This window comes from Burkholderia ubonensis (genome assembly GCF_902833085.1).
In the GTDB taxonomy this organism is placed as follows: Bacteria; Pseudomonadota; Gammaproteobacteria; order Burkholderiales; family Burkholderiaceae; genus Burkholderia; species Burkholderia ubonensis.
This window is the reverse complement of sequence record NZ_CADFEB010000014.1, coordinates 139,620-161,491: the sequence shown is the minus strand read 5'-3', so window position 1 is coordinate 161,491 and position 21,872 is coordinate 139,620. Positions and strand designations below refer to the sequence as shown.

Here is a 21,872-nt window from a genome sequence, read left to right as displayed (position 1 = left end):
TTTCGTTTTGTAATAAACCTTGCGAATTGTCATATCATGTCGTCCCTCCGGCGCGCCACGCGCAGCCGACCATGATTGACCCCATTTGAAAGGACACTGGATGGAAGCACTCGTGCAAGGGCTGATCGACGCCGTCAACGGCGTGTTGTGGAACTACGTGCTGATCGCGCTGCTGCTCGGCGCGGGCGCGTGGTTCACGCTGCGGTTCCGGATGATCCAGCTGAAGGCGCTGTTCCTCAGCATGAAGCTGGTCGGCAGCAAGGGCGAGCCGGGCGGCATCTCGTCGTTCCAGGCGTTCGCGACCGGGCTCGCGAGCCGCGTCGGCACCGGCAACATCGCCGGCGTCGCGGTCGCGCTGACCGTCGGCGGGCCGGGCGCGATCTTCTGGATGTGGATGACGGCGCTCGTCGGCATGTCGTCCGCGTTCGTCGAGGCGACGCTCGCGCAGATCTTCAAGGTCTCGCATCCCGACGGCACCTATCGCGGCGGCCCCGCGTACTACATCCAGCAGGGCCTGCGCTCGCGCGGCTTCGGCGTGCTGTTCTCGCTGTCGCTGATCCTCGCATTCGGCTTCGTGTTCAACGCGGTGCAGGCGAACGCGATCGCCGAAGCGTTCCATACGTCGTTCGGCTGGAGCCGCGAGACCGTCGGCCTTGCCCTCGTGCTGCTGACCGCGCCGATCATCTTCGGCGGGATCCGCCGGATCGCGACCGTCGCGCAGGTGATCGTGCCGCTGATGGCGATCGGCTACCTCGCGCTCGCGGTCTACGCGGTCGCGACGCACATCGCGATGGTGCCGGACGTGATCGTGCTGATCGTGAAGAGCGCGTTCGGCCTCGAGCAGGCGGCGGGCGGCCTGACAGGCTATGCGGTCAGCCAGGCGATCGCGATCGGCGTGAAGCGCGGGCTGTTCTCGAACGAAGCCGGCATGGGCAGTGCACCGAACGCGGCGGCGACCGCCAGCACCCGGCATCCGGTCGCGCAGGGACTGATCCAGATGCTCGGCGTGTTCGTCGACACGATCGTGATCTGCAGCGCGACCGCATTCGTGATCCTGCTGTCCGGCCAGTACGAGCTCGGCACCGGCATGGAGGGCGCGGCGCTCACGCAGCGCGCGATCTCGAGCCACGTCGGCGACTGGGGCGGCATCTACATGGCGGTCGCGATCTTCTTCCTCGCGTTCTCGTCGGTGATCGGCAACTACGCGTATGCGGAGGGCAACGTCGACTTCATCACGAAGCGGCGCGGCGTGCTGCCGGTGTTCCGCATCGCGGTGCTCGGAATGGTGATGTTCGGCAGCGTCGGCCAGCTGCCGCTCGTGTGGGCAATGGCCGATACCAGCATGGGCCTGATGGCGATCATCAACCTGATCGCGATCCTCGCGCTCGGCAAGCACGCGCACGCCGCGTGGCGCGATTACCGTCGCCAGCGCGCCGCAGGCATTGCCGATCCGGTGTTCACGCGCAACACGATTCCGGAGCTGACGCACGTGCTGCCGAAGGATGTGTGGGGCGAGCACGGCCCGCTGCCGCGGCGTCCGGCGGCAGCGTCTGCGACCGGCGTCGCGACGGGCGTCGCGGCCAACTGACCATGAACGGCGACCGGCTCCGTGCATTCGTCGCGCTGATGCCCGACGCGGCGTCGCGCGACGCATTGCACGCGCTGCCGGTCACGCGCGGCGCGCGTCGCACGCAGCCGGAGCAGCTGCACGTGACGCTCGCGTTTCTCGGCGCGATCGAGCGCGACCGGTGCGACGCGCTCGCCGCGCGGCTGCCGGCGCTGGCGGCCGCGCACGCATTGCCGCTGCAGCAGGTCGAGCGGCTTGCGTGGTGGCCGAGTCTGCCGAAGGCGCGCCTGATCGTCGCGGAGCTCGGCGTCGAGCCGGCGCTGGTCGCGCTGAACGACGCGCTGGTGGCCGCGTTGCGGGACGTCGGCATGCCGACCGATCGCCGGCCATTTCGGCCGCACGTGACGCTCGCGCGGCTGCCGCACGACGCGGTCGGGCAGCCGGCGCACGGCGGCGAGCTGCGCCAGCCGGTCGAATTGCATTTCGAAGCGCTGACGTTGTTCGAAAGCGTGCTGTCGCACACGGGGGCGTCGCATCGCCCGCTGGTGTCGGCGCCGCTTGCGCTGGCGGATGCGGAGGGAAAAGGAGAGGGCCCGCTGCCGGCGTAGGCGGGGGGCCGTGCCGGGCGGGCGGCCGGGACGCGCGATGCGCACCGGCCGGCTGCCCGGGCGATTACGCAGCGACCTTGTCGCTGTCGCTCACGCGTTCGACGTTGATCGTGCCGCCGTGGTACGCCGCGAGCGATTCGCGGTGCGCGATGCTGACGATCGCGGCCTGCGGCAGCCGCTCGTTGAACAGGTGATAGAGGCGCGCTTCGTTGTCCGCGTCGAGCGCGCTCGTCGCTTCGTCGAGGAACAGGAAGTCCGGCTTGTGCAGCAGCACGCGCGCGCCGGCAAGTCGCTGCTGCTCGCCCGGCGACAGCACGCGGGTCCAGTGCGCGGTCTCGTCGAGCCGGTCGACGTACCCTTCGAGCCGGCATGCGCGCAGCGCGTCGCGGCATGCGTCGTCGCTGAATGCGTCGGCCGTGGCCGGATAGGTGAGCGCGGCCTTCAGCGTGCCGATCGGCAGGTAGCTCGTCTGCGGCACGAACATCATCCGCGCGCTGACCGGCGCGTCGATCGCACCGTCGCCGAACGGCCAGAGCCCCGCGAGCGCGCGCATGAACGTGCTCTTGCCGGAGCCCGACTTGCCGATCACGAGCCAGCGCGAACCGGGCTCGATCGTGACGCTGCCGATGTCGGCGAGCGCGTTGCCGTTCGGCAGCGCGAGCTTGAGCGACGACGTCGACAGACGCTCGCTATCGACGTAATGCAGGTTGATGCCGCCGTGCTCGGTCGCGGGCGACACGCTTTCCTTCAGGTGCGACGCGCGCATCACGCGCTTGAATTCGCGCAGACGGTTGACGGTCGCGCGCCATTCGACGAGCGTGCTGTAACTGTTGATGAACCAGGAGAACGAGTCGCTGACGGTGTTGAACGCGGACGAGATCTGCATCAGCACGCCGAACGAGAACGCGCCCGCGAAGTAGCGCGGCGCGGCCACGACGAGCGGGAAGATGATCGCGATCTGGCCGTAGAAGCTCAGCACGAACGTGAGCCGCTTCGTGTACTTCATCACGCGCCACCAGTTGTCGCGGATGCGCATGAACAGGTTGCGCGCGTTGCCGTTTTCAGTGTCCTCGCCGTCGTAGAACGCGATCTGCTCGGCGTTCTCGCGCACGCGGATCAGCCCGAAGCGGAAGTCCGCCTCGACGCGCTGCTGCTGGTAGTTGATCGACACGAGCGGATGGCCGACCTTCTGGATGATCAGCGAGCCGACCACCGCGTACAGCGCGGCCGCCCACACCATGTAGCCGGGAATCGCGATCGGCGTGGCGCCGAGCGTGAACGTCAGCGCGCCGGCGAGCGACCACAGGATCGTGATGAACGACACGAGCGTGACGACCGTCGACAGCAGGTCGAGCGACAGCGCGAGCGTGGTCGTCGCGAACGACTGCAGGTCGTCGGTGATCCGCTGGTCGGGGTTGTCGGCGAGGCGGTCGCGTTCGATCCGGTAGAACGCACGGTCGCCGAGCCACTGGCCGAGAAAGCGCTCGGTGAGCCACTGGCGCCAGCGGAACCCGAGCATCTGGCGCAGGTAGCGGCCGTACACGGCAAGGATGATGAAGCCGAACGCGAGCGCCGAGAACTGCATCAGCAGGCTCGGGAAGTCGTGGACGTCCTTCGACTGCAGCGCGTTGTAGAACTGCGCGTTCCACTTGTTCAGCTTGACGTTGATCCAGACGACGCAGAGATTGATCACGACGATCGTGACGAGCAATCCCCATGCGATCTTCCATTCGGACGAGACCCAGTAGGGCTTGATTAGGCTCCACGCGGAAACCGGGCGCTCGTCCTGCGGCGCGTCGGGGGCGGTAGGGGTCGATTGGGTCATGTGCTTCCTGATGTGTAGCCGGCGCGCAGGCCGGGCGGTGCCGGGTGCGCGACGCGAAACGGCGGGCCGGGAAAAGGCGCCGGATGACGGCGGGCGTCGCGGATTGTGGTCCGCCCGTCTTAAACGGCACTTAACGGCCCGCGGTGAGGCGGCAACCGGCGCGCGCAAGCGCACCGGCCTGCGGGCATTGTGCCAGAGCGGCGCGCGGCATCGGTGAAATTGCCGACCGGGGACAGTTTGCGGCGGTTTCCGCTTTTATGGTCTAATGGCCGTCGACGAAACAGGGGTGCTTCGTGCACGGCCGGCAGAGATTCCGGCGCCGCGGCGAGGCTGAGAGAGACCCTTCGCACCCGATCCGGGTAATACCGGCGCGGGAAGTTTCCGATCCCGCCGGGCTGCGCTGGCTGCGTCCCCATTGCCAGCGCGCTGTTCCGTCCGGCCGGCCTTTGCTGCCGGTTTCGTCCTTTTGGGTACGCGCGATGCGCGTTACGGAAGGATTCGATGGCCGATCAATCTTCAGTCTTTTGTCCCGCCCCGCGCGCGTTCGCACGGGATCACGCACGCGTGTCCGCTCCGCATGGACGCGCTTTTCGCGGGGAGGGCGTCCGATGAGCACGCCGACCTCCCGTCCGGATTTCGCCGTACTGGGCGGCGGCCTCGTCGGCCGCCTGATCGCGTGGCGGCTCGCGGGCAACGGGCATCGCGTCGCGCTCTACGAGCGCGGCGGCCCCGACGGCGAGCAGTCGGCCGCGTGGATCGCGGCCGCGATGCTCGCGCCGCTCGCCGAGGCGGCCAGCGCGGAACTGCTGATCACCGAACTGGGCGTGGCGTCGCTCGCGCGGTGGCCGCAGTGGCTCGCCGAGCTTCCCGAGCCGGTGTTCTTCCAGCACCACGGCACGCTCGTCGTCTGGCATCACGCGGATCGCGCCGAGGCGCCGCTGTTCGAGCGGCGCGTGCGCGCGAACGCGCCGGCCACGCTGCTCGACGGCGGCCTCGTCACGCTTGCCGGCGCGCAGGTCGATGCGGCCGAGCCGGCTCTGGCGGGCCGCTTCGCGCGGGGCCTGCTGCTGCCGCGCGAAGGCCAGCTCGACAACCGCCAGGCGCTGCGCGCAATTGCCGCGGGCCTCGCGCAGCGCGGCGTCGCCACGCACTGGCACGTCGCGATCGACGCGCACAACCTGCCGGACGCGCATTTCACGATCGACTGCCGCGGGCTCGGCGCGAAGCCGGTGCTGCCCGCGCTGCGCGGCATCCGCGGCGAGGTCGCGCGCGTGCATGCGCCGGGCATCGGCCTGACGCGGCCGGTGCGGCTGCTGCATCCGCGCTATCCGCTGTACATCGCGCCGAAGCAGGACGACCTGTACGTGATCGGCGCGACCGAAGTGGAGGGCGAGGACATGTCGCCCGTCAGCGTGCGCTCCGCGCTGGAGCTGCTGAGCGCCGCGTTCTCCGTGCATCCGGCGTTCGGCGAGGCCCGCATCCTCGAACTGAATTCGCAGTGCCGGCCGACGCTGCCCGACCATCGCCCGGCGCTGATCTGGGACGGCGCCGCGACGCTCGCCGTCAACGGCCTGTACCGGCACGGCTTCATGATCGCGCCGGAGGTCGCGCACGAGGCGGTCGCGTTCGCCGAGGCGGCGCTGTCCGGCGCGCTTGGAGGCACGTTCGGCGGCACGTTCGGCGGCGCGGATGCGTTCGCCGCGTGGCGCGGCGCGGCACGCTGGCCGGATCTCCTTCATCACCGCGACGCCACGCGCCAGCCGGCCTGACGCGCGTCGCCTCCCGTATTCGACGAAGCAAGCCATGAATATTCAGATCAATCAGCAGACCCTCACGCTGCCCGACGGCGCGACGGTCGCCGACGCGCTTGCCGCGTACGGCGCGCGGCCGCCGTTCGCGGTTGCGCTGAACGGCACGTTCGTCGCGCGCGCGCAGCATGCGGCGCGCGCGCTCGCGGCGGGCGACAAGCTCGACGTCGTGCACCCCGTCGCGGGCGGCTGAGCGCCGCCGGTGCGTCCCCGATCTTTCCAGGAACACGAGATGACGTCCCTCCCTTCCGCCGATGCGCTGACGCTGTACGGCGAAACTTTCGCAAGCCGCGTGCTGCTCGGCACGTCGCGCTATCCGTCGCTGCAGTCGCTGTCCGATTCGATCGCGGCCGCGCAGCCCGGCCTCGTGACGGTCGCGCTGCGCCGCCAGATGAGCGGCGGCACCGCCGAAGCCGGCTTCTTCGACCTGCTCAAGCGTCACGCGGTGCCGCTGTTGCCGAATACGGCCGGCTGCCAGACCGTCGCCGAGGCGGTGACCACCGCGCACATGGCGCGCGAGGTGTTCGAGACCGACTGGATCAAGCTCGAGCTGATCGGCGACGACTACACGCTGCAGCCCGATCCGGTCGGCCTGATCGAGGCCGCCGCGCAACTGGTCAGGGACGGCTTCAAGGTGCTGCCGTACTGCACCGAGGATCTCGTGATCGGCCGGCGCCTGCTCGACGTCGGCTGCGAGGCGCTGATGCCGTGGGGCGCGCCGATCGGCACCGGCAAGGGCGTCGTGAACCCGTACGGGCTGCGCGTGCTGCGCGAGCGGCTGCCGGACGTGCCGCTGATCGTCGACGCGGGGCTCGGCGTGCCGTCGCACGCGTGCCAGGTGATGGAGTGGGGCTTCGACGGTGTGCTGCTGAACACGGCCGTGTCGCAGGCGACCCATCCGGAAATCATGGCGCGCGCATTCGCGCAGGGCGTCGCCGCCGGCCGTGCCGCATATCTCGCGGGGCCGATGGATGCGCGCGAAACCGCGCACGCGAGCACGCCGGTCGTCGGCATGCCGTTCTGGCACCAGGACGGGGGCGGCGCGTGAGCGCGGGGCTGGCCGCCGCATTCTGGCCGCCCGCGGACGAGCTGACGGAAGCGGCCGAGCGGATTCGCGCGCGGCTCGGCGAGTGGCCGCGCGGCGCGGCGTCGTGGCGGCTGTGCGTCGCACCGCCCGACCTGCCGGCCGACGGCGACGTGCTGATCGTGTCGGAAGGCGACCATGCGGCGCGCGCGCTCGCTTCGGCTGCGTCGCGGCCGGCGTCGCCCGGCGTGGCGGTCGTCGAATTCGGCGAGCGCCGCGCGGTGCTGCACCGGGCAGGCGAACGCATCGCGCTCGACGCCGCGCACCCGCTCGCGGACGACTGGATGCCCGCGTTCGCCGCGTTCCTCGATTGCGGCTTCGCGCCGCCCGACGCGCTGGTGCTCGCGCTCGCGTGGCGCGACGGCGACGAGGCGGCCGCCGATGACGACGCAGACGCATGGCCGGTGAACCCCGCGCGGTTTCCACGCGTCGCCGGGCTGCCGCCCGCGCCCGAGCCGGCCTTTCCGCCGTGTCCCGCGCGGCTCGGCCTGTATCCGGTCGTGCCGAGCGCGGAATGGGTCGAGCGGGTGCTGGACTGCGGCGTGCTGACCGTGCAGCTGCGCGTGAAGGGCGCCGCGCCGGACCTGCTGCGCGCGGAAATCGCGCGCGCGGTCGCCGCGGGGCGCCGCCATCCGGACGCGCGGGTGTTCATCAACGATTACTGGCAGATTGCCGCGCAAGCAGGTGCATACGGCGTGCATCTGGGCCAGGAGGACCTCGAGACGGCCGACCTTGCGGCGATTGCACGCGCGGGGCTGCGGCTCGGCCTGTCGAGTCACGGGTATTACGAAATGTTGCGCGCGCTGCACGTGCGCCCGAGCTATCTCGCGCTCGGGCCGGTGTTCGCGACCACGACCAAGGCGGTCGCCGCGCCGCCGCAGGGGCTCGCCCGGATCGCCCGCTACGCGCGCTTCGCGGGCACGCAGGCGCCGCTCGTCGCGATCGGCGGGGTCGGGCCGGACACGCTGCCGGCCGTGCTGGCGACGGGCGTCGGCAGCGTCGCGGTGGTCAGCGCGGTGACCGGGGCCGCGGATTATCGGACAAGAATTATTGCGTTGCAGCAATTATTTCCCGGATAATTTGACATTCATTGACCGGAAGGCCGAGGGCGGCGTCACGACATCATTCCGATGCAGGCCCTATAATTCGGCGTTCTGCGTATAAGGAATGTCAGCTCCGTGAGCGCCCCCACCACCTCCGAGACCCTGCTGGAACTCCGCGATGTCGACTTCGGCTACGGCGACCGCCTCGTCCTGTCGAACCTGAACCTGCGCTTCGCGCGCGGGCAGGTGGTCGCGGTCATGGGCGGCTCGGGCTGCGGCAAGACCACCGTGCTGCGCCTGATCGGCGGGCTCGTGCGCGCGCGTCGCGGCCAGGTGCTGTTCGACGGCGCCGACGTCGGCGCGCAGACGCGCGACGGCCTGTACGCGCTGCGCCGCAAGATGGGCATGCTGTTCCAGTTCGGTGCGCTCTTCACCGACATGTCGGTGTTCGACAACGTCGCGTTCGCGCTGCGCGAGCATACCGACCTGCCCGAGGAGCTGATCCGCGACCTGGTACTGATGAAGCTCAACGCGGTCGGCCTGCGCGGCGCGCGCGACCTGATGCCGTCCGAGGTGTCGGGCGGCATGGCGCGGCGCATCGCGCTCGCGCGGGCGATCGCGCTCGATCCGCAGCTGATCATGTACGACGAGCCGTTCGCGGGCCTCGACCCGATCTCGCTCGGCATCACCGCGAACCTGATCCGCACGCTGAACCACGCGCTCGGCGCGACCTCGATCCTCGTCACGCACGACGTGCCGGAGTCGTTCGCGATCGCCGACTACGTGTACTTCCTGGCCAACGGCGGCGTGCTCGCGCAGGGCACCCCCGACGAGCTGCGCGCGTCGACCGATCCGAGCGTGCGCCAGTTCATCGACGGCGCGCCGGACGGCCCGTTCAAATTTCATTACACGAGCCCGCCGCTCGGCGTGGATTTCGGGCTCGGCGGAGGGCGCGCATGATCAGCGCGATCGGACGTTTCGTCAACGGCGGCCTCGTGCGCGCCGGCTATGGCGCCCGCATGTTCGTGCGGCTCGTGCTGGAGTTCTTCCCGCTGCTGCGCCGGCCGCGGCTGGTCACGAAGCAGATTCACTTCCTCGGCAACTACTCGTTCGTGATCATCGCGGTGTCGGGCCTGTTCGTCGGCTTCGTGCTCGGCCTGCAGGGCTACTACACGCTGAACCGCTACGGGTCCGAGCAGGCGCTCGGCCTGCTCGTCGCGCTGTCGCTCGTGCGCGAGCTCGGGCCCGTCGTCACGGCGCTGCTGTTCGCGGGTCGCGCGGGCACGTCGCTGACCGCCGAGATCGGCCTGATGAAGGCCGGCGAGCAGCTCACCGCGCTCGAGATGATGGCGGTCGATCCGATCAAGACGGTGATCGCGCCGCGCATGTGGGCCGGGATCATCGCGATGCCGCTGCTCGCGGCGATCTTCAACGCGGTCGGCGTGCTCGGCGGCTATGTCGTCGGCGTGATCCTGATCGGCGTCGATCCGGGAGCGTTCTGGTCGCAGATGCAAGGCGGCGTCGAGGTCTGGGCCGACGTCGGCAACGGCGTGCTGAAGAGCATCGTGTTCGGGTTCGCCGTGACCTTCATTGCACTGTTTCAAGGGTACGAGGCGAAGCCCACGCCTGAAGGCGTGTCGCGCGCGACGACCAAGACGGTCGTGTTCGCGTCGCTCGCCGTACTCGGCCTCGATTTCCTGCTGACCGCGCTGATGTTCAGCTAAGCCTCAGCCAAGCCATATTTTGGGATGACGATGAAAAAGACTGCTCTCGACTTCTGGGTCGGCCTGTTCGTGGTGGCGGGCTTCCTGGCGGTACTGTTCCTTGCGCTGAAGGTCGGCAACATGAGTTCGCTGTCGTTTCAGCCGACCTACGCGGTGAAGATGAAATTCGACAACATCGGCGGGCTGAAGCCGCGCGCCGCCGTGAAGAGCGCGGGCGTCGTGGTCGGCCGCGTGAAGGCGATCGGCTTCGACACGAACACCTACCAGGCGCTCGTGACGATCGATCTCGACAAGCAATACCAGTTCCCGAAGGATTCGTCCGCGAAGATCCTGACGTCGGGCCTGCTCGGCGAGCAGTACGTCGGCCTCGAGCCGGGCGGCGATTCCGAGATGCTGAAGGCGGGCGACACGATCGCGATGACGCAGTCGGCGATCGTGCTCGAGAACCTGATCGGCCAGTTCCTGTACAGCAAGGCGGCGGACGCCGGCGGTGCGAAACCGGCCTCCGGCGCGCCTGCCGCGACGGCGCCCGCCGCGTCCGGCGCCCAATAACCACACGAGAGATCACAATAAGAGGGGAAACGAACATGCAGACGATTCGGATCAGGCACGCCGCGCTCGCGGTGGCTGCGGCAGCCGCGCTGAGCGGCTGCGCCACCGTGCAGACGCCGACCAAAGGCGATCCGCTCGAGGGCTTCAACCGGACGATGTACAAGTTCAACGACACCGTCGACACCTATGCGCTGAAGCCGGCCGCGAAGGGCTATCAGTACGTGGTGCCGCAGCCGGTGCGCGACAGCGTGACGAACTTCTTCTCGAACATCGGCGACGTCTACATCGCCGCGAACAACCTCGTTCAGCTGCGGATCGCGGACGGCGTCGGCGACATCATGCGCGTGGTGATCAACACCGTGTTCGGTGTCGGCGGCCTGTTCGACGTCGCGACGATCGCGAAGCTGCCGAAGCACACGGCCGACTTCGGCGTCACGATGGGCCGCTACGGCATGCCGGCAGGCCCGTACCTGGTGCTGCCGCTGCTCGGCCCGAGCACGGTGCGCGACGCGGCGGGCCTCGGCGTCGACTATCTCGGCAACCCGCTGACCTACGTGAAGCCGGACGGGGTGAGCTATGGCCTGTTCGGCCTGAACCTCGTGAATACGCGCTCGAACCTGCTCGGCGCGGGCGACGTGCTGGAAGCGGCGGCGATCGACAAGTACTCGTTCGTGCGCAATGCATACCTGCAGCGGCGCCAGATGCTGATCAGCAACGCACGCGGCGAAGCGGGCGGATCGTCGGACAGCGAAGCGCTGCCGAAATACGACCTGCCGGATGACGGCGCGGCGGCGCCTGCCGGAGCGTCCGCGCCGGCGCCGGGGTCGGAAGCGGCGGGTGTGCCGAATCCGGCCAGCGCAACGAACGTGCCGCCGATGCAGGTGACGCCGCCCGCGCCCGGCGGGCTGCGCATCCCGAGCATCCGGCTGCATTGATCGGACTTACATTCGTTACAGCCGGAAACGATTATGCCGGCGGTGGGCGCGAACTTGCGCGTAAGCTACCGGCTCCAACCTTCGCATCGACTCATACATGCAGGCCAATATTATGAAGAAACTGTTCCTGATCCCGGTCTTCGCGGCGTTGTTCTCGTTCGGCGGCGCGGCCTACGCGGAAGTCGACCAGTCGAATCCGCAGGCGCTGATCAAGACTGCGACGCAGCAGGTGCTCGATGAAGTGAAGCAGCAGACGATCAAGCAGGGCGACACGAACCGCATCATCACGATCGTCAACAAGGACATCCTGCCGTACACCGATTTCCGCCGCACCACGCAGCTCGCGATGGGCCGTCACTGGCGCACCGCGTCGCAGGCGCAGCAGCAGCAGGTGATGGAGCAGTTCAAGATGCTGCTGATCCGTACGTACTCGGGCGCGATCGCGCAGCTGAAGCCGGATCAGCAGATCCAGTACCCGCCGTTCCGCGCGAGCTCGGAGGACACCGACGTCGTGGTCAAGACGGTCGCGATGAACAACGGCCAGCCGGTGCAGATCGACTACCGCCTGTACAAGACGCAGCAGGGCTGGAGGGTGTATGACCTGAACGTGCTCGGCGCGTGGCTGATCCAGACGTACCAGCAGCAGTTCAACGAGAAGATCCAGCAAAGCGGCGTGGACGGCCTGATCCAGTTCCTGTCGCAGCGCAACCAGGAGCTTGCCGCCGGCAAGCAGGCGTCGTGAGCGGCTTCGCAGCCGGCTCCACGCTGACCCACGCGAGCGCGAAGGCCGCGCTCGCGGCGGGGCTCGCGCAGATCGGCGCGGGCGCCACCTCTGTCGACTGCGCGGCGCTCGCGGAATTCGACTCGTCCGCGCTCGCCGTGCTGCTCGCATGGCAGCGCGCCGCGAAGGCGCGCGGCGCCCGCCTCGACATCCTCAATTTCCCTCCGAAGCTCGCCAGCCTCGCGCAGGCCTACGGCGTCGACGCGCTCATCAACGGGCGACATTGACCCTGCCGCTGAACGCCGGCCCCCGCGGGGCGCCGGCCGCCGCACGGCCGGTTCCGATGGCCGTCCCCTCCCGCCGGTTTGCCCTATAATCAAGCGTTTTGCGGGACTGCCGGTCGGCGTCGGGCCCCCATTTTCTTTCGCAGCAAGCACAGAATAGGCGTCGCGGCCGTTGCGCCGCGCACAGTCCATGTCAGCCATAGAAATCCGTCACGTCAAGAAGCGCTACAAGTCGCTTCAGGCGCTCAAGGGCGTCAGCCTGTCGGTCGAGGAAGGCGAGTTTTTCGGTCTGCTCGGCCCGAACGGCGCAGGCAAGACCACGCTCATCAGCATCCTCGCCGGGCTCGCCCGGGCCGATGAAGGCAGCATCTCGGTGCGCGGCCATGACGTCGTCAAGGACTTCCGGGCCGCGCGCCGCGCGCTCGGCGTCGTGCCGCAGGAGCTGGTGTTCGATCCCTTCTTCACGGTGCGCGAGACGCTGCGGATCCAGTCCGGCTACTTCGGGCTGCGCCACAACGACGACTGGATCGACGAGGTGATGGCCAATCTCGACCTGACCGAGAAGGCGGACGCGAACATGCGCGCGCTGTCGGGCGGGATGAAGCGCCGCGTGCTGGTCGCGCAGGCGCTCGTGCACCGGCCGCCCGTGATCGTGCTCGACGAGCCGACCGCCGGCGTCGACGTCGAGCTGCGCCAGACGCTGTGGAAATTCATCTCGCGCCTGAACCGCGAAGGTCACACGATCGTGCTGACCACTCACTACCTCGAGGAAGCCGAGTCGCTGTGCGACCGCATCGCGATGCTGCGCCGGGGCGAAGTGGTCGCGCTCGAGCGCACCGACGCACTGCTGCAGCGCTTCGCGGGCCTGCAGCTGTACCTGCGCTTCGCTCTCGGCGCGCTGCCCGCCGAGCTGCGCGCGCTGGAAACCGATCCGGCCGCCCGTGCGCCCGGCGAACACCTGCTGCGGCTTGCGAACTACGACGACGTCGAGCGGATTCTCGCGCAATGCCGCGCCGCCGGCTGCACGTTCGACGAGATCGAGGTCAGGAAGGCCGACCTCGAGGATGTGTTCGTCCAGGTGATGAACGGGGCCGAGGCGATCGAGGGGCTGGCATGAGCGGTTTTCAGACGCTGTTCTACAAGGAAATCCTGCGGTTCTGGAAGGTGTCGTTCCAGACGGTGCTCGCGCCCGTCGTCACGGCGCTGCTGTACCTGACGATCTTCGGCCATGCGCTGTCGGGCCGCGTCGAGGTGTATCCGGGCGTCGAGTACGTGAGCTTCCTCGTGCCGGGCCTCGTGATGATGAGCGTGCTGCAGAACGCGTTCGCGAACAGCTCGTCGTCGCTGATCCAGTCGAAGATCACCGGCAATCTCGTGTTCATGCTGCTGCCGCCGCTGTCGTACAGGGACATCTACGGCGCGTACGTGCTGGCGTCCGTCGTGCGCGGGCTCGCGGTCGGCGCCGGCGTGTTCGTCGTGACGGTCTGGTTCATCCCGATGCAGTTCGCGGCGCCCGCGTTCATCCTCGGGTTCGCGCTGTTCGGCGCGGGGATCCTCGGCACGCTCGGCCTCATCGCCGGGATCTGGGCGGAGAAGTTCGACCAGCTCGCCGCGTTCCAGAACTTCCTGATCATGCCGCTGACGTTCCTGTCCGGCGTGTTCTACTCGACGCATTCGCTGCCGCCCGTGTGGCGCGAAATTTCGCGTCTCAACCCGTTTTTCTACATGATCGACGGCTTTCGCTACGGGTTCTTCGGCGCGTCCGACATCAACCCGCTCGCGAGCCTCGCGATCGTCGCCGGTTTCTTCGTGCTGCTCGCGCTGTTCGCGATGCGGCTGCTCGCGACCGGCTACAAACTGCGTCATTGATATATGAATCGGCCGCCGCGCGCGGCGCCGCTCCCGTCGCGGAGCGCGGCGCCGCGCGCGGTCCGGCGCGCACCGACAGGAGCATCACATGTTGCCGACTCCCGAACAGGTCAAGCAATACATCGCGGGCGGGCTTGCCTGCACGCATCTGGAAGTCGAAGGCGACGGCCAGCACTTCTTCGCGACGATCGTGTCGCCGGCCTTCGAGGGCAAGCGGCCGATCCAGCGGCATCAGCTCGTCTATGCGGCGCTCGGCGACCGCATGAAGCAGGAAATCCACGCGCTCAGCATGAAGACGCTGACGCCCGCCGAATGGCAGAACGCATAACCGGAACCACTGAGTGCAAGTCACCGTCAACGAGCGCGACGCCGTCGAGAGCGTCGCCGCGGCACACCCGGCCGGCAATCGGGATACGCAGGGACATGGGATGGACAAGCTCGTGATCGAAGGCGGCCGCCGGCTGTCCGGCGAGATCGTCGTGTCGGGCGCGAAGAACGCGGCGCTGCCGATTCTGTGCGCGGGCCTGCTGACGGCCGATCCGGTCCACCTCGACAACGTGCCGAACCTGAAGGACGTCCGCACCACGCTGAAGGTCCTGAACCAGATGGGCGTGAAGAGCGAGACGGACGGCAGCCACGTGCAGCTCGACGCGTCGCGCGTCGACAACCTCGTCGCGCCGTACGAGCTCGTGAAGACGATGCGCGCGTCGATCCTCGTGCTCGGGCCGCTGCTCGCGCGCTTCGGCGAGGCGAAGGTGTCGCTGCCGGGCGGCTGCGCGATCGGCGCGCGGCCGGTCGACCAGCACATCAAGGGCCTGCAGGCGATGGGCGCCGAGATCAGCATCGAGCACGGCTTCATCGAGGCGCGCGCGAAGCGCCTGAAGGGCGCGCGCATCGTCACCGACATGATCACGGTGACGGGCACCGAGAACCTGCTGATGGCGGCGACGCTCGCCGACGGCGAGACGGTGATCGAGAACGCCGCGCGCGAGCCGGAAGTGAGCGATCTCGCACACTTGCTGGTCGAAATGGGTGCGAAGATCGACGGCATCGGCACCGACCGGCTCGTGATCCAGGGCGTCGAGCGGCTGCACGGCGCGCGTCATTCGGTGATTCCCGACCGCATCGAGGCCGGCACGTTCCTGTGCGCGGTCGCGGCGGCGGGCGGCGACGTGACGCTGACGGGCGTGCGCCCGCACATCCTCGACGCGGTGATCGACAAGCTGCGCGAGGCCGGCGTGACGGTCGAGGAAGGCGACACCTGGCTGCGCGTGAAGATGGACCGCCGGCCGTCCGCGGTGACGATCCGCACGTCCGAATACCCGGCGTTCCCGACCGACATGCAGGCGCAGTTCATGGCCCTCAATACGGTCGCGACGGGCACCGCGCAGGTCGTCGAAACCATTTTCGAGAACCGTTTCATGCACGTGCAGGAGCTGAACCGGCTCGGCGCGAACATCACGATCGACGGCAACACGGCGCTCGTGACGGGCGTCGAGAAACTGTCCGGCGCGAACGTGATGGCCACCGACCTGCGCGCGTCCGCGAGCCTCGTGATCGCTGGGCTGCGCGCCGACGGCGAGACGCTCGTCGACCGCATCTATCACCTCGACCGGGGCTACGACCGGATGGAAGCCAAACTGACCGCCGTCGGCGCGAACGTGCGCCGCGTTTCCGGGAGCCAAGCATGAGCGCGCCGTTGACCCCGCCGTTGACCCTTGCCCTGTCGAAGGGCCGGATCTTCGAGGAAACCCTGCCGCTGCTCGCCGCCGCGGGCGTGCAGGTCACCGAGGATCCGGAAACGTCGCGCAAGCTGATCCTGCCGACGACCAACCCGAACCTGCGCGTGATCATCGTGCGCGCGAGCGACGTGCCGACCTACGTCGAATACGGCGCTGCCGACTTCGGCGTGGCCGGCAAGGACGTGCTGATCGAGCACGGCGGCTCGGGCCTGTACCAGCCGATCGACCTGAACATCGCGCGCTGCCGGCTGTCGGTCGCGGTGCCCGCCGGCTTCGACTACGCGAAGGCGGTGCGCCAGGGCGCGCGCCTGCGCGTCGCGACGAAGTACGTCGAAGCGGCGCGCGAGCACTTCGCCGCGAAGGGCGTGCACGTCGACCTGATCAAGCTGTACGGGTCGATGGAGCTCGCGCCGCTCGTCGGCCTCGCCGACGCGATCGTCGACCTCGTCAGCTCGGGCGGCACGCTCCGGGCGAACAATCTGGTCGAGGTCGAGGAGATCATGCAGATCTCGTCGCGCCTCGTCGTGAACCAGGCTGCGCTGAAGCTCAAGCGCGCGGCGCTCAAGCCGATCCTCGACGCGTTCGAACGCGCGTCGCGCAACGGCGCGTGAGCGCACACCGTAACGGAACTCCCATGTCCATCACCATCCGCAAACTCGATTCGACGAGCGAAGGCTTCGACGCCGCGCTGCGCGCGGTGCTCGCGTTCGAGGCGAGCGAAGACGACGCGATCGAGCGCTCGGTTGCGCAGATCCTCGCCGACGTGAAGGCGCGCGGCGACGCCGCGGTGCTCGACTACACGAACCGCTTCGACCGGCTGGGCGCGGACAGCGTCGCCGCGCTGGAGCTGCCGCAGGAAGCGCTGCAGGAAGCGCTCGACGGCCTCGCGCCGAAGGCGCGCGCGGCGCTGGAAGCGGCCGCGGCGCGCGTGCGCGGGTATCACGAGAAGCAGAAGATCGAGTGCGGCAGCCATAGCTGGCAGTACACGGAAAGCGACGGCACGGTGCTCGGCCAGAAGGTCATGCCGCTCGACCGCGTCGGCCTGTACGTGCCGGGCGGCAAGGCGGCCTATCCGTCGTCGGTGCTGATGAACGCGATTCCGGCGCGCGTCGCGGGCGTCGGCGAGATCGTGATGGTCGTGCCGACCCCGGACGGCGTGAAGAACGACCTCGTGCTCGCCGCGGCGCTGCTCGGCGGCGTCGACCGCGTGTTCACGATCGGCGGCGCGCAGGCGGTGGCCGCGCTCGCGTACGGCACCGCGACCGTGCCGGCCGTCGACAAGATCTGCGGGCCCGGCAACGCGTACGTCGCGTCGGCGAAGCGCCGCGTGTTCGGCACGGTCGGCATCGACATGATCGCCGGGCCGTCGGAGATCCTCGTGCTGTGCGACGGCACCACGGACCCGAACTGGGTCGCGATGGACCTGTTCTCGCAGGCCGAGCACGACGAGCTCGCGCAGTCGATCCTGCTGTGCCCGGACGCGTCGTTCATCGAGCGCGTCGAGAAGGCGATCGGCGAGCTGCTGCCGACGATGCCGCGCGAGGCCGTGATCCGCGCGTCGCTCGAAGGCCGCGGCGCGCTGGTCAAGGTGCGCGACATGGCGGAAGCGTGCAGGATCGCGAACGACATCGCGCCCGAGCACCTCGAGATTTCGGCGCTGGAGCCGCAGCAGTGGGGCCAGCAGATCCGCCACGCCGGCGCGATCTTCCTGGGCCGCTATACGAGCGAGAGCCTCGGCGACTACTGCGCGGGCCCGAACCACGTGCTGCCGACGTCGCGCACCGCGCGCTTTTCGTCGCCGCTCGGCGTGTACGACTTCATCAAGCGCTCGAGCGTGATCGAAGTCAGCGCCGAAGGCGCGCATACGCTCGGCGAGATCGCGTCCGAGCTCGCGTACGGCGAAGGGCTGCAGGCGCATGCGAAGAGCGCCGAATACCGGATGAAAGGCGGCGGCCAGGGCTGATTGCCGGGCCGCAGACGGGCGCGGCGGCTGTCGCCGCGCCGATCCTTTGCAACCTTTTGCGACTTTTTTCGATGCCGGCGCAATGCACGCCGGCCGGCAGACCATGACGACGCCACAAGACATCATTCGCCGCGACGTGCTCGCGATGACGAGCTACCCGGTGCCGGACGCGAGCGGGTTCGTGAAGCTCGACGCGATGGAGAACCCGTACCCGCTGCCCGAACCGCTCGCGGCGGCGCTCGGCGCGCGCCTCGCGCAGGTCGCGCTGAACCGCTATCCGGCGCCGCGCCCGGCCGCGCTCATCGACAAGCTGCGCCGCACGATGGGCGTGCCGGCCGCGTGCGACGTGCTGCTCGGCAACGGCTCCGACGAGATCATCAGCATGATGTCGGTCGCGTGCGCGAAGCCGGGCGCGAAGGTGCTCGCGCCGGTGCCGGGCTTCGTGATGTACGAGCTGTCGGCGAAATTCGCGCAGCTCGAGTTCGTCGGCGTGCCGCTCGCGGCCGACCTGACGCTCGACGTCGACGCGATGCTCGCGGCGATCGCCGAGCACTGCCCGGCGCTCGTCTATCTCGCGTACCCGAACAACCCGACCGGCACGCTGTACGACGCCGCCGGCGTCGAGCGGATCATCGCGGCCGCGCGGCACAGCCTGGTCGTGATCGACGAGGCATACCAGCCGTTCGCCGAGCGCTCGTGGCTGCCGCGCGCGGCGGAGTTCGACAACGTCGTCGTGATGCGCACGGTGTCGAAGCTCGGCCTCGCGGGCATCCGCCTCGGCTACCTCGCCGGGCTGCCGGCGTGGCTCGCGGAGTTCGACAAGGTGCGTCCGCCGTACAACATCAACGTGCTGACGCAGGCGACCGCCGATTTCCTGCTCGACCACCTCGACGTGCTCGACGCGCAGGCGGCCGAGCTGCGCGCCGAGCGCGCGCGCCTCGCGCAAGCCGTGGCCGCGCTGCCGGGCGTGACGGTGTTCCCGAGCGCCGGCAATTTCCTGCTGGTGCGCGTGCCGGACGCGGCGGCCGTGTTCGACGCGCTGCTGACCGAGCGGGTGCTGGTCAAAAACGTGAGTAAAATGCATCCGTTGCTGGCCGAATGCGTGCGGCTGACCGTCGGTTCTCCCGATGAAAACGCCCGCCTGCTGGCCGCATTGAAACTCGCGCTACCCGGTTGAGCCTGACGGCGCCGCGGCGCGATACGATCAATCCCCATTTACATCGACTCAGTCAAGGAATTGCCATGCGTGTGGCGGAAGTCGTTCGCAATACCAGCGAAACGCAGATCCGTGTGAAGCTCAACCTCGACGGCACCGGCCAGCAGAAGCTCGCGACCGGCGTGCCGTTCCTCGACCATATGCTCGACCAGATCGCTCGACACGGTCTGGTCGATCTCGAGGTCGAGGCGCATGGCGACACGCATATCGACGATCACCATACGGTCGAGGACGTCGGCATCACGCTCGGCCAGGCGGTCGCGAAGGCGATCGGCGACAAGAAGGGCATCCGCCGCTACGGCCATTCGTACGTGCCGCTCGACGAGGCGCTGTCGCGCGTCGTGATCGACTTCTCGGGCCGTCCGGGCCTCGAATTCCACGTGCCGTTCACGCGCGCGCGGATCGGCACCTTCGACGTCGACCTGTCGATCGAATTCTTCCGCGGCTTCGTGAACCATGCGGGCGTGACGCTGCACGTCGACAACCTGCGCGGGATCAACGCGCACCACCAGCTCGAGACGGTGTTCAAGGCCTTCGGCCGTGCGCTGCGGATGGCGGCGGAGCTCGACGAACGCGCGGCGGGGCAGGTCCCGTCGACGAAGGGCAGCCTCTGAACCCCGCCTTCTGAACGGACGCACGGACAAGACAACCTCACGGCTTCGGCGCGTCGCGCCGGCTTGCGATGGATCTGCTCAAATCGTTCATTTCGCTGCTCGCGCTGATCAATCCGGTCGGCGCGGTGCCGTTTTTCCTGAGCCTGACTGCGCAGCAGACGGACGACGAGCGGCGCCACACGATCCGGATCGCGTCGGTGTCGGTGTTCTGCGTGATCACGGTGACGACGCTGCTCGGCCAGCAGATCATCGACTTCTTCGGCATTTCGGTCGGCTCGCTGGAGGTGGGCGGCGGGATCATCATGCTGCTGATGGCGATCAGCATGCTGAACGCGCAGGCCGGCAACACCCGCTCGACGCCGGAGGAGCGCCACGAAGCCGAGCAGAAGGACAACATCGCGGTGGTGCCGCTCGCGATCCCGCTGCTGACGGGCCCCGGCTCGATCAGCACGGTGATCATCTATGCGGCGAACTCGCGTCACTGGTATGACCGGGTGGGGCTCGTCGCGATCGGCGCGATCCTCGCCTGCCTGTGTTTCGTCGCGATGCGGCTCGCCGAGCCGATCGCGAACTGGATCGGCCGCACCGGCATCAACATCGCCACGCGGCTGATGGGACTGATGCTGTCGGCGCTGGCGGTGGAATTCATCGTCAACGGACTGAGGGCGCTACTGCCTGCACTGAGATGAAAACTTCGATTGCGATTGTGGATTATGGGATGGGCAACCTGCGCTCGGTCGCGCAGGCGCTGATGAAGGCCGAACCGGCCGCCGACGTGGCGATCGTCGACACGCCGGCCGCGATCCGCGCGGCCGACCGCGTCGTGCTGCCCGGCCAGGGCGCGATGCCGGACTGCATGCGCTGCCTCGGCGAATCGGGTCTGCAGGAGGCAGTGATCGAGGCGTCGCGCACGAAGCCGCTGCTCGGCGTGTGCGTCGGCGAGCAGATGCTGTTCGACTGGAGCGCCGAAGGCGACACGAACGGCCTCGGCCTGCTGCCGGGCAAGGTCGTGCGTTTCGATCTCGCAGGCCAGCTGCAGGACGACGGCTCGCGCTTCAAGGTGCCGCAGATGGGCTGGAACCGCGTGCGCCAGTCGCAGCCGCACCCGTTGTGGGACGGCGTGCCGGACGACGCCTATTTCTACTTCGTGCACAGCTATTACGTGGTGCCGGACAACCCGGCGCATACGGTCGGCGAAACGGTCTACGGTGCGCCGTTTACGTCCGCGGTCGCGCGGGATAATCTCTTCGCGACCCAATTCCACCCCGAGAAAAGCGCGGAAGTCGGGTTGCGTCTGTATCGCAACTTCGTACACTGGAAACCGTAAACGTGGCGCGCGAACCACAGTCGGCGGGCGGGAAACGCCCGTCGCACGGGGCTCGCCCGCCAAAGCGCCGAACGAGTTGTACTAAACTAGCGAGACGACGCGGCACCGGATCGGCCGGTGTGCGCCGGATTTCTTCCCTTTTCCCAGACGACAACCGATTGCTATGTTGCTGATTCCGGCCATCGATCTCAAAGACGGTCAATGCGTGCGCCTCAAACAAGGCGATATGGACCAGGCTACGATTTTCTCCGAGGACCCCGCGGCGATGGCCCGCAAGTGGGTCGACCTCGGCGCCCGACGGCTCCATCTCGTCGACCTGAACGGCGCGTTCGCCGGCAAGCCTAAGAATCTCGAGGCGATCGAGGCGATCCTCGAAGAAGTCGGCGACGAAATTCCCGTGCAGCTCGGCGGCGGCATCCGCAGCCTCGAGACGATCGAGAAGTACCTCGACGCGGGCCTGTCCTACGTGATCATCGGCACCGCGGCCGTGAAGGACCCGGGCTTCCTGCAGGACGCGTGCAGCGCGTTCGCGGGCAGCATCATCGTCGGCCTCGACGCGAAGGACGGCAAGGTCGCGACCGACGGCTGGAGCAAGCTGACGGGGCACGAGGTGATCGACCTCGCGCAGAAGTTCGAGGACTACGGCGTCGAATCGATCGTCTACACGGACATCGGCCGCGACGGCATGCTGCAGGGCATCAACATTGAGGCGACCGTGAAGCTCGCGCAGGCGGTCGGCATTCCGGTGATCGCGAGCGGCGGCCTGTCGAACCTCAACGACATCGAGAAGCTGTGCGAAGTGGAAGAGCACGGCGTCGAAGGCGTGATCTGCGGCCGTGCGATCTACTCCGGCGATCTCGACTTCGCGGCCGCGCAGAAGCGCGCGGACGAACTGAACGGCGAGCTCGACAACGCCTGATCCGGCCGTCGTCACCCTTGCCGGGGCTGCCCGCCGGGCGGCCCTGACCGGGCGGCCGCTCGCGGCCGCCC

General features: G+C 68.5%; 24 protein-coding genes and 1 riboswitch. Of the genes, 23 read left to right on the top strand and 1 reads right to left on the bottom strand.

Annotated features, from left to right (window positions below; all coding sequences use genetic code 11):
- Window positions 1–100 precede the first annotated feature (100 nt).
- Both HWX31_RS33170 and thpR read left to right on the top strand, forming a co-directional pair.
- Complete coding sequence (locus tag HWX31_RS33170; protein ID WP_174959427.1) at window positions 101–1,588, top strand: alanine/glycine:cation symporter family protein; 1,488 nt, start codon at window positions 101–103, stop codon at window positions 1,586–1,588.
- Between the two features lie 2 nt (window positions 1,589–1,590).
- Window positions 1,591–2,175, top strand: a complete 585-nt coding sequence (gene thpR / locus HWX31_RS33165) for an RNA 2',3'-cyclic phosphodiesterase (protein WP_174959429.1) — start codon at window positions 1,591–1,593, stop codon at window positions 2,173–2,175.
- A 64-nt stretch (window positions 2,176–2,239) separates the two neighbouring features.
- Here thpR and HWX31_RS33160 read toward each other — a convergent pair whose 3' ends face one another.
- Entirely contained in the window at window positions 2,240–4,000 is a 1,761-nt protein-coding gene (locus HWX31_RS33160) for an ABC transporter ATP-binding protein/permease (protein ID WP_059614090.1), read from the bottom strand.
- 272 nt (window positions 4,001–4,272) lie between these two features.
- Window positions 4,273–4,394: riboswitch (TPP riboswitch) on the top strand.
- A 214-nt stretch (window positions 4,395–4,608) separates the two neighbouring features.
- Between HWX31_RS33160 and HWX31_RS33155 the strand changes: the two genes are divergently transcribed.
- The 21 genes from HWX31_RS33155 (at window position 4,609) to hisA (ending at window position 21,801) form a co-directional block, all read left to right on the top strand.
- Window positions 4,609–5,769: an FAD-dependent oxidoreductase gene (locus HWX31_RS33155; protein ID WP_174959431.1), complete on the top strand. Its 1,161-nt coding sequence runs from the start codon at window positions 4,609–4,611 to the stop codon at window positions 5,767–5,769.
- 34 nt (window positions 5,770–5,803) lie between these two features.
- Entirely contained in the window at window positions 5,804–6,001 is a 198-nt protein-coding gene (gene thiS / locus HWX31_RS33150) for a sulfur carrier protein ThiS (RefSeq protein ID WP_042582940.1), read from the top strand.
- A gap of 39 nt (window positions 6,002–6,040) precedes the next feature.
- Window positions 6,041–6,856, top strand: coding sequence for a thiazole synthase (locus tag HWX31_RS33145; protein ID WP_174959433.1), 816 nt, complete (start codon window positions 6,041–6,043; stop codon window positions 6,854–6,856).
- Window positions 6,853–7,971 (top strand): thiamine phosphate synthase, encoded by a 1,119-nt coding sequence (thiE, locus tag HWX31_RS33140; protein ID WP_174959435.1) that lies wholly within the window; start codon window positions 6,853–6,855, stop codon window positions 7,969–7,971. Before HWX31_RS33145 ends, thiE begins: the two co-directional genes overlap by 4 nt.
- Window positions 7,972–8,070: 99 nt before the next feature.
- Entirely contained in the window at window positions 8,071–8,895 is an 825-nt protein-coding gene (locus HWX31_RS33135; RefSeq protein WP_010092900.1) for an ABC transporter ATP-binding protein, read from the top strand.
- Window positions 8,892–9,659, top strand: coding sequence for a lipid asymmetry maintenance ABC transporter permease subunit MlaE (mlaE, locus tag HWX31_RS33130; RefSeq protein ID WP_059614081.1), 768 nt, complete (start codon window positions 8,892–8,894; stop codon window positions 9,657–9,659). Before HWX31_RS33135 ends, mlaE begins: the two co-directional genes overlap by 4 nt.
- A gap of 24 nt (window positions 9,660–9,683) precedes the next feature.
- Entirely contained in the window at window positions 9,684–10,211 is a 528-nt protein-coding gene (mlaD, locus tag HWX31_RS33125) for an outer membrane lipid asymmetry maintenance protein MlaD (RefSeq protein WP_174959437.1), read from the top strand.
- A gap of 35 nt (window positions 10,212–10,246) precedes the next feature.
- Window positions 10,247–11,146, top strand: a complete 900-nt coding sequence (locus HWX31_RS33120) for an MlaA family lipoprotein (RefSeq protein ID WP_174959439.1) — start codon at window positions 10,247–10,249, stop codon at window positions 11,144–11,146.
- Between the two features lie 112 nt (window positions 11,147–11,258).
- Window positions 11,259–11,888 carry an MlaC/ttg2D family ABC transporter substrate-binding protein gene (locus HWX31_RS33115; RefSeq protein WP_174959441.1) on the top strand — a complete coding sequence of 210 codons (630 nt, stop codon included), beginning with the start codon at window positions 11,259–11,261 and terminating at the stop codon, window positions 11,886–11,888.
- On the top strand, window positions 11,885–12,154 hold the full coding sequence (locus HWX31_RS33110; protein WP_174959443.1) for an STAS domain-containing protein: 270 nt from the start codon (window positions 11,885–11,887) through the stop codon (window positions 12,152–12,154). Before HWX31_RS33115 ends, HWX31_RS33110 begins: the two co-directional genes overlap by 4 nt.
- A 187-nt stretch (window positions 12,155–12,341) precedes the next feature.
- Window positions 12,342–13,268, top strand: coding sequence for an ABC transporter ATP-binding protein (locus HWX31_RS33105; RefSeq protein WP_059614071.1), 927 nt, complete (start codon window positions 12,342–12,344; stop codon window positions 13,266–13,268).
- Window positions 13,265–14,020: an ABC transporter permease gene (locus HWX31_RS33100; RefSeq protein ID WP_059614069.1), complete on the top strand. Its 756-nt coding sequence runs from the start codon at window positions 13,265–13,267 to the stop codon at window positions 14,018–14,020. Before HWX31_RS33105 ends, HWX31_RS33100 begins: the two co-directional genes overlap by 4 nt.
- An 88-nt stretch (window positions 14,021–14,108) precedes the next feature.
- Complete coding sequence (locus HWX31_RS33095) at window positions 14,109–14,348, top strand: BolA family protein (protein ID WP_006406983.1); 240 nt, start codon at window positions 14,109–14,111, stop codon at window positions 14,346–14,348.
- Window positions 14,349–14,361: 13 nt separating this feature from the next.
- Window positions 14,362–15,711 (top strand): UDP-N-acetylglucosamine 1-carboxyvinyltransferase, encoded by a 1,350-nt coding sequence (gene murA / locus HWX31_RS33090; RefSeq protein WP_059614067.1) that lies wholly within the window; start codon window positions 14,362–14,364, stop codon window positions 15,709–15,711.
- Window positions 15,712–15,719: 8 nt separating this feature from the next.
- Window positions 15,720–16,373, top strand: a complete 654-nt coding sequence (gene hisG, locus HWX31_RS33085) for an ATP phosphoribosyltransferase (protein WP_059652549.1) — start codon at window positions 15,720–15,722, stop codon at window positions 16,371–16,373.
- A 23-nt stretch (window positions 16,374–16,396) separates the two neighbouring features.
- Window positions 16,397–17,725 carry a histidinol dehydrogenase gene (hisD, locus tag HWX31_RS33080; protein WP_059652530.1) on the top strand — a complete coding sequence of 443 codons (1,329 nt, stop codon included), beginning with the start codon at window positions 16,397–16,399 and terminating at the stop codon, window positions 17,723–17,725.
- A gap of 103 nt (window positions 17,726–17,828) precedes the next feature.
- On the top strand, window positions 17,829–18,902 hold the full coding sequence (hisC, locus tag HWX31_RS33075) for a histidinol-phosphate transaminase (protein WP_059652552.1): 1,074 nt from the start codon (window positions 17,829–17,831) through the stop codon (window positions 18,900–18,902).
- A 65-nt stretch (window positions 18,903–18,967) separates the two neighbouring features.
- Window positions 18,968–19,555, top strand: a complete 588-nt coding sequence (gene hisB, locus HWX31_RS33070; protein WP_010092887.1) for an imidazoleglycerol-phosphate dehydratase HisB — start codon at window positions 18,968–18,970, stop codon at window positions 19,553–19,555.
- Between the two features lie 68 nt (window positions 19,556–19,623).
- Window positions 19,624–20,244: a YchE family NAAT transporter gene (locus HWX31_RS33065; protein ID WP_059614063.1), complete on the top strand. Its 621-nt coding sequence runs from the start codon at window positions 19,624–19,626 to the stop codon at window positions 20,242–20,244.
- A complete protein-coding gene (gene hisH, locus HWX31_RS33060) occupies window positions 20,241–20,882 on the top strand; it encodes an imidazole glycerol phosphate synthase subunit HisH (RefSeq protein WP_042582950.1) in 642 nt (213 codons plus the stop codon). Before HWX31_RS33065 ends, hisH begins: the two co-directional genes overlap by 4 nt.
- Window positions 20,883–21,045: 163 nt before the next feature.
- Window positions 21,046–21,801, top strand: a complete 756-nt coding sequence (hisA, locus tag HWX31_RS33055) for a 1-(5-phosphoribosyl)-5-[(5-phosphoribosylamino)methylideneamino]imidazole-4-carboxamide isomerase (protein ID WP_059753747.1) — start codon at window positions 21,046–21,048, stop codon at window positions 21,799–21,801.
- Window positions 21,802–21,872 lie beyond the last annotated feature (71 nt).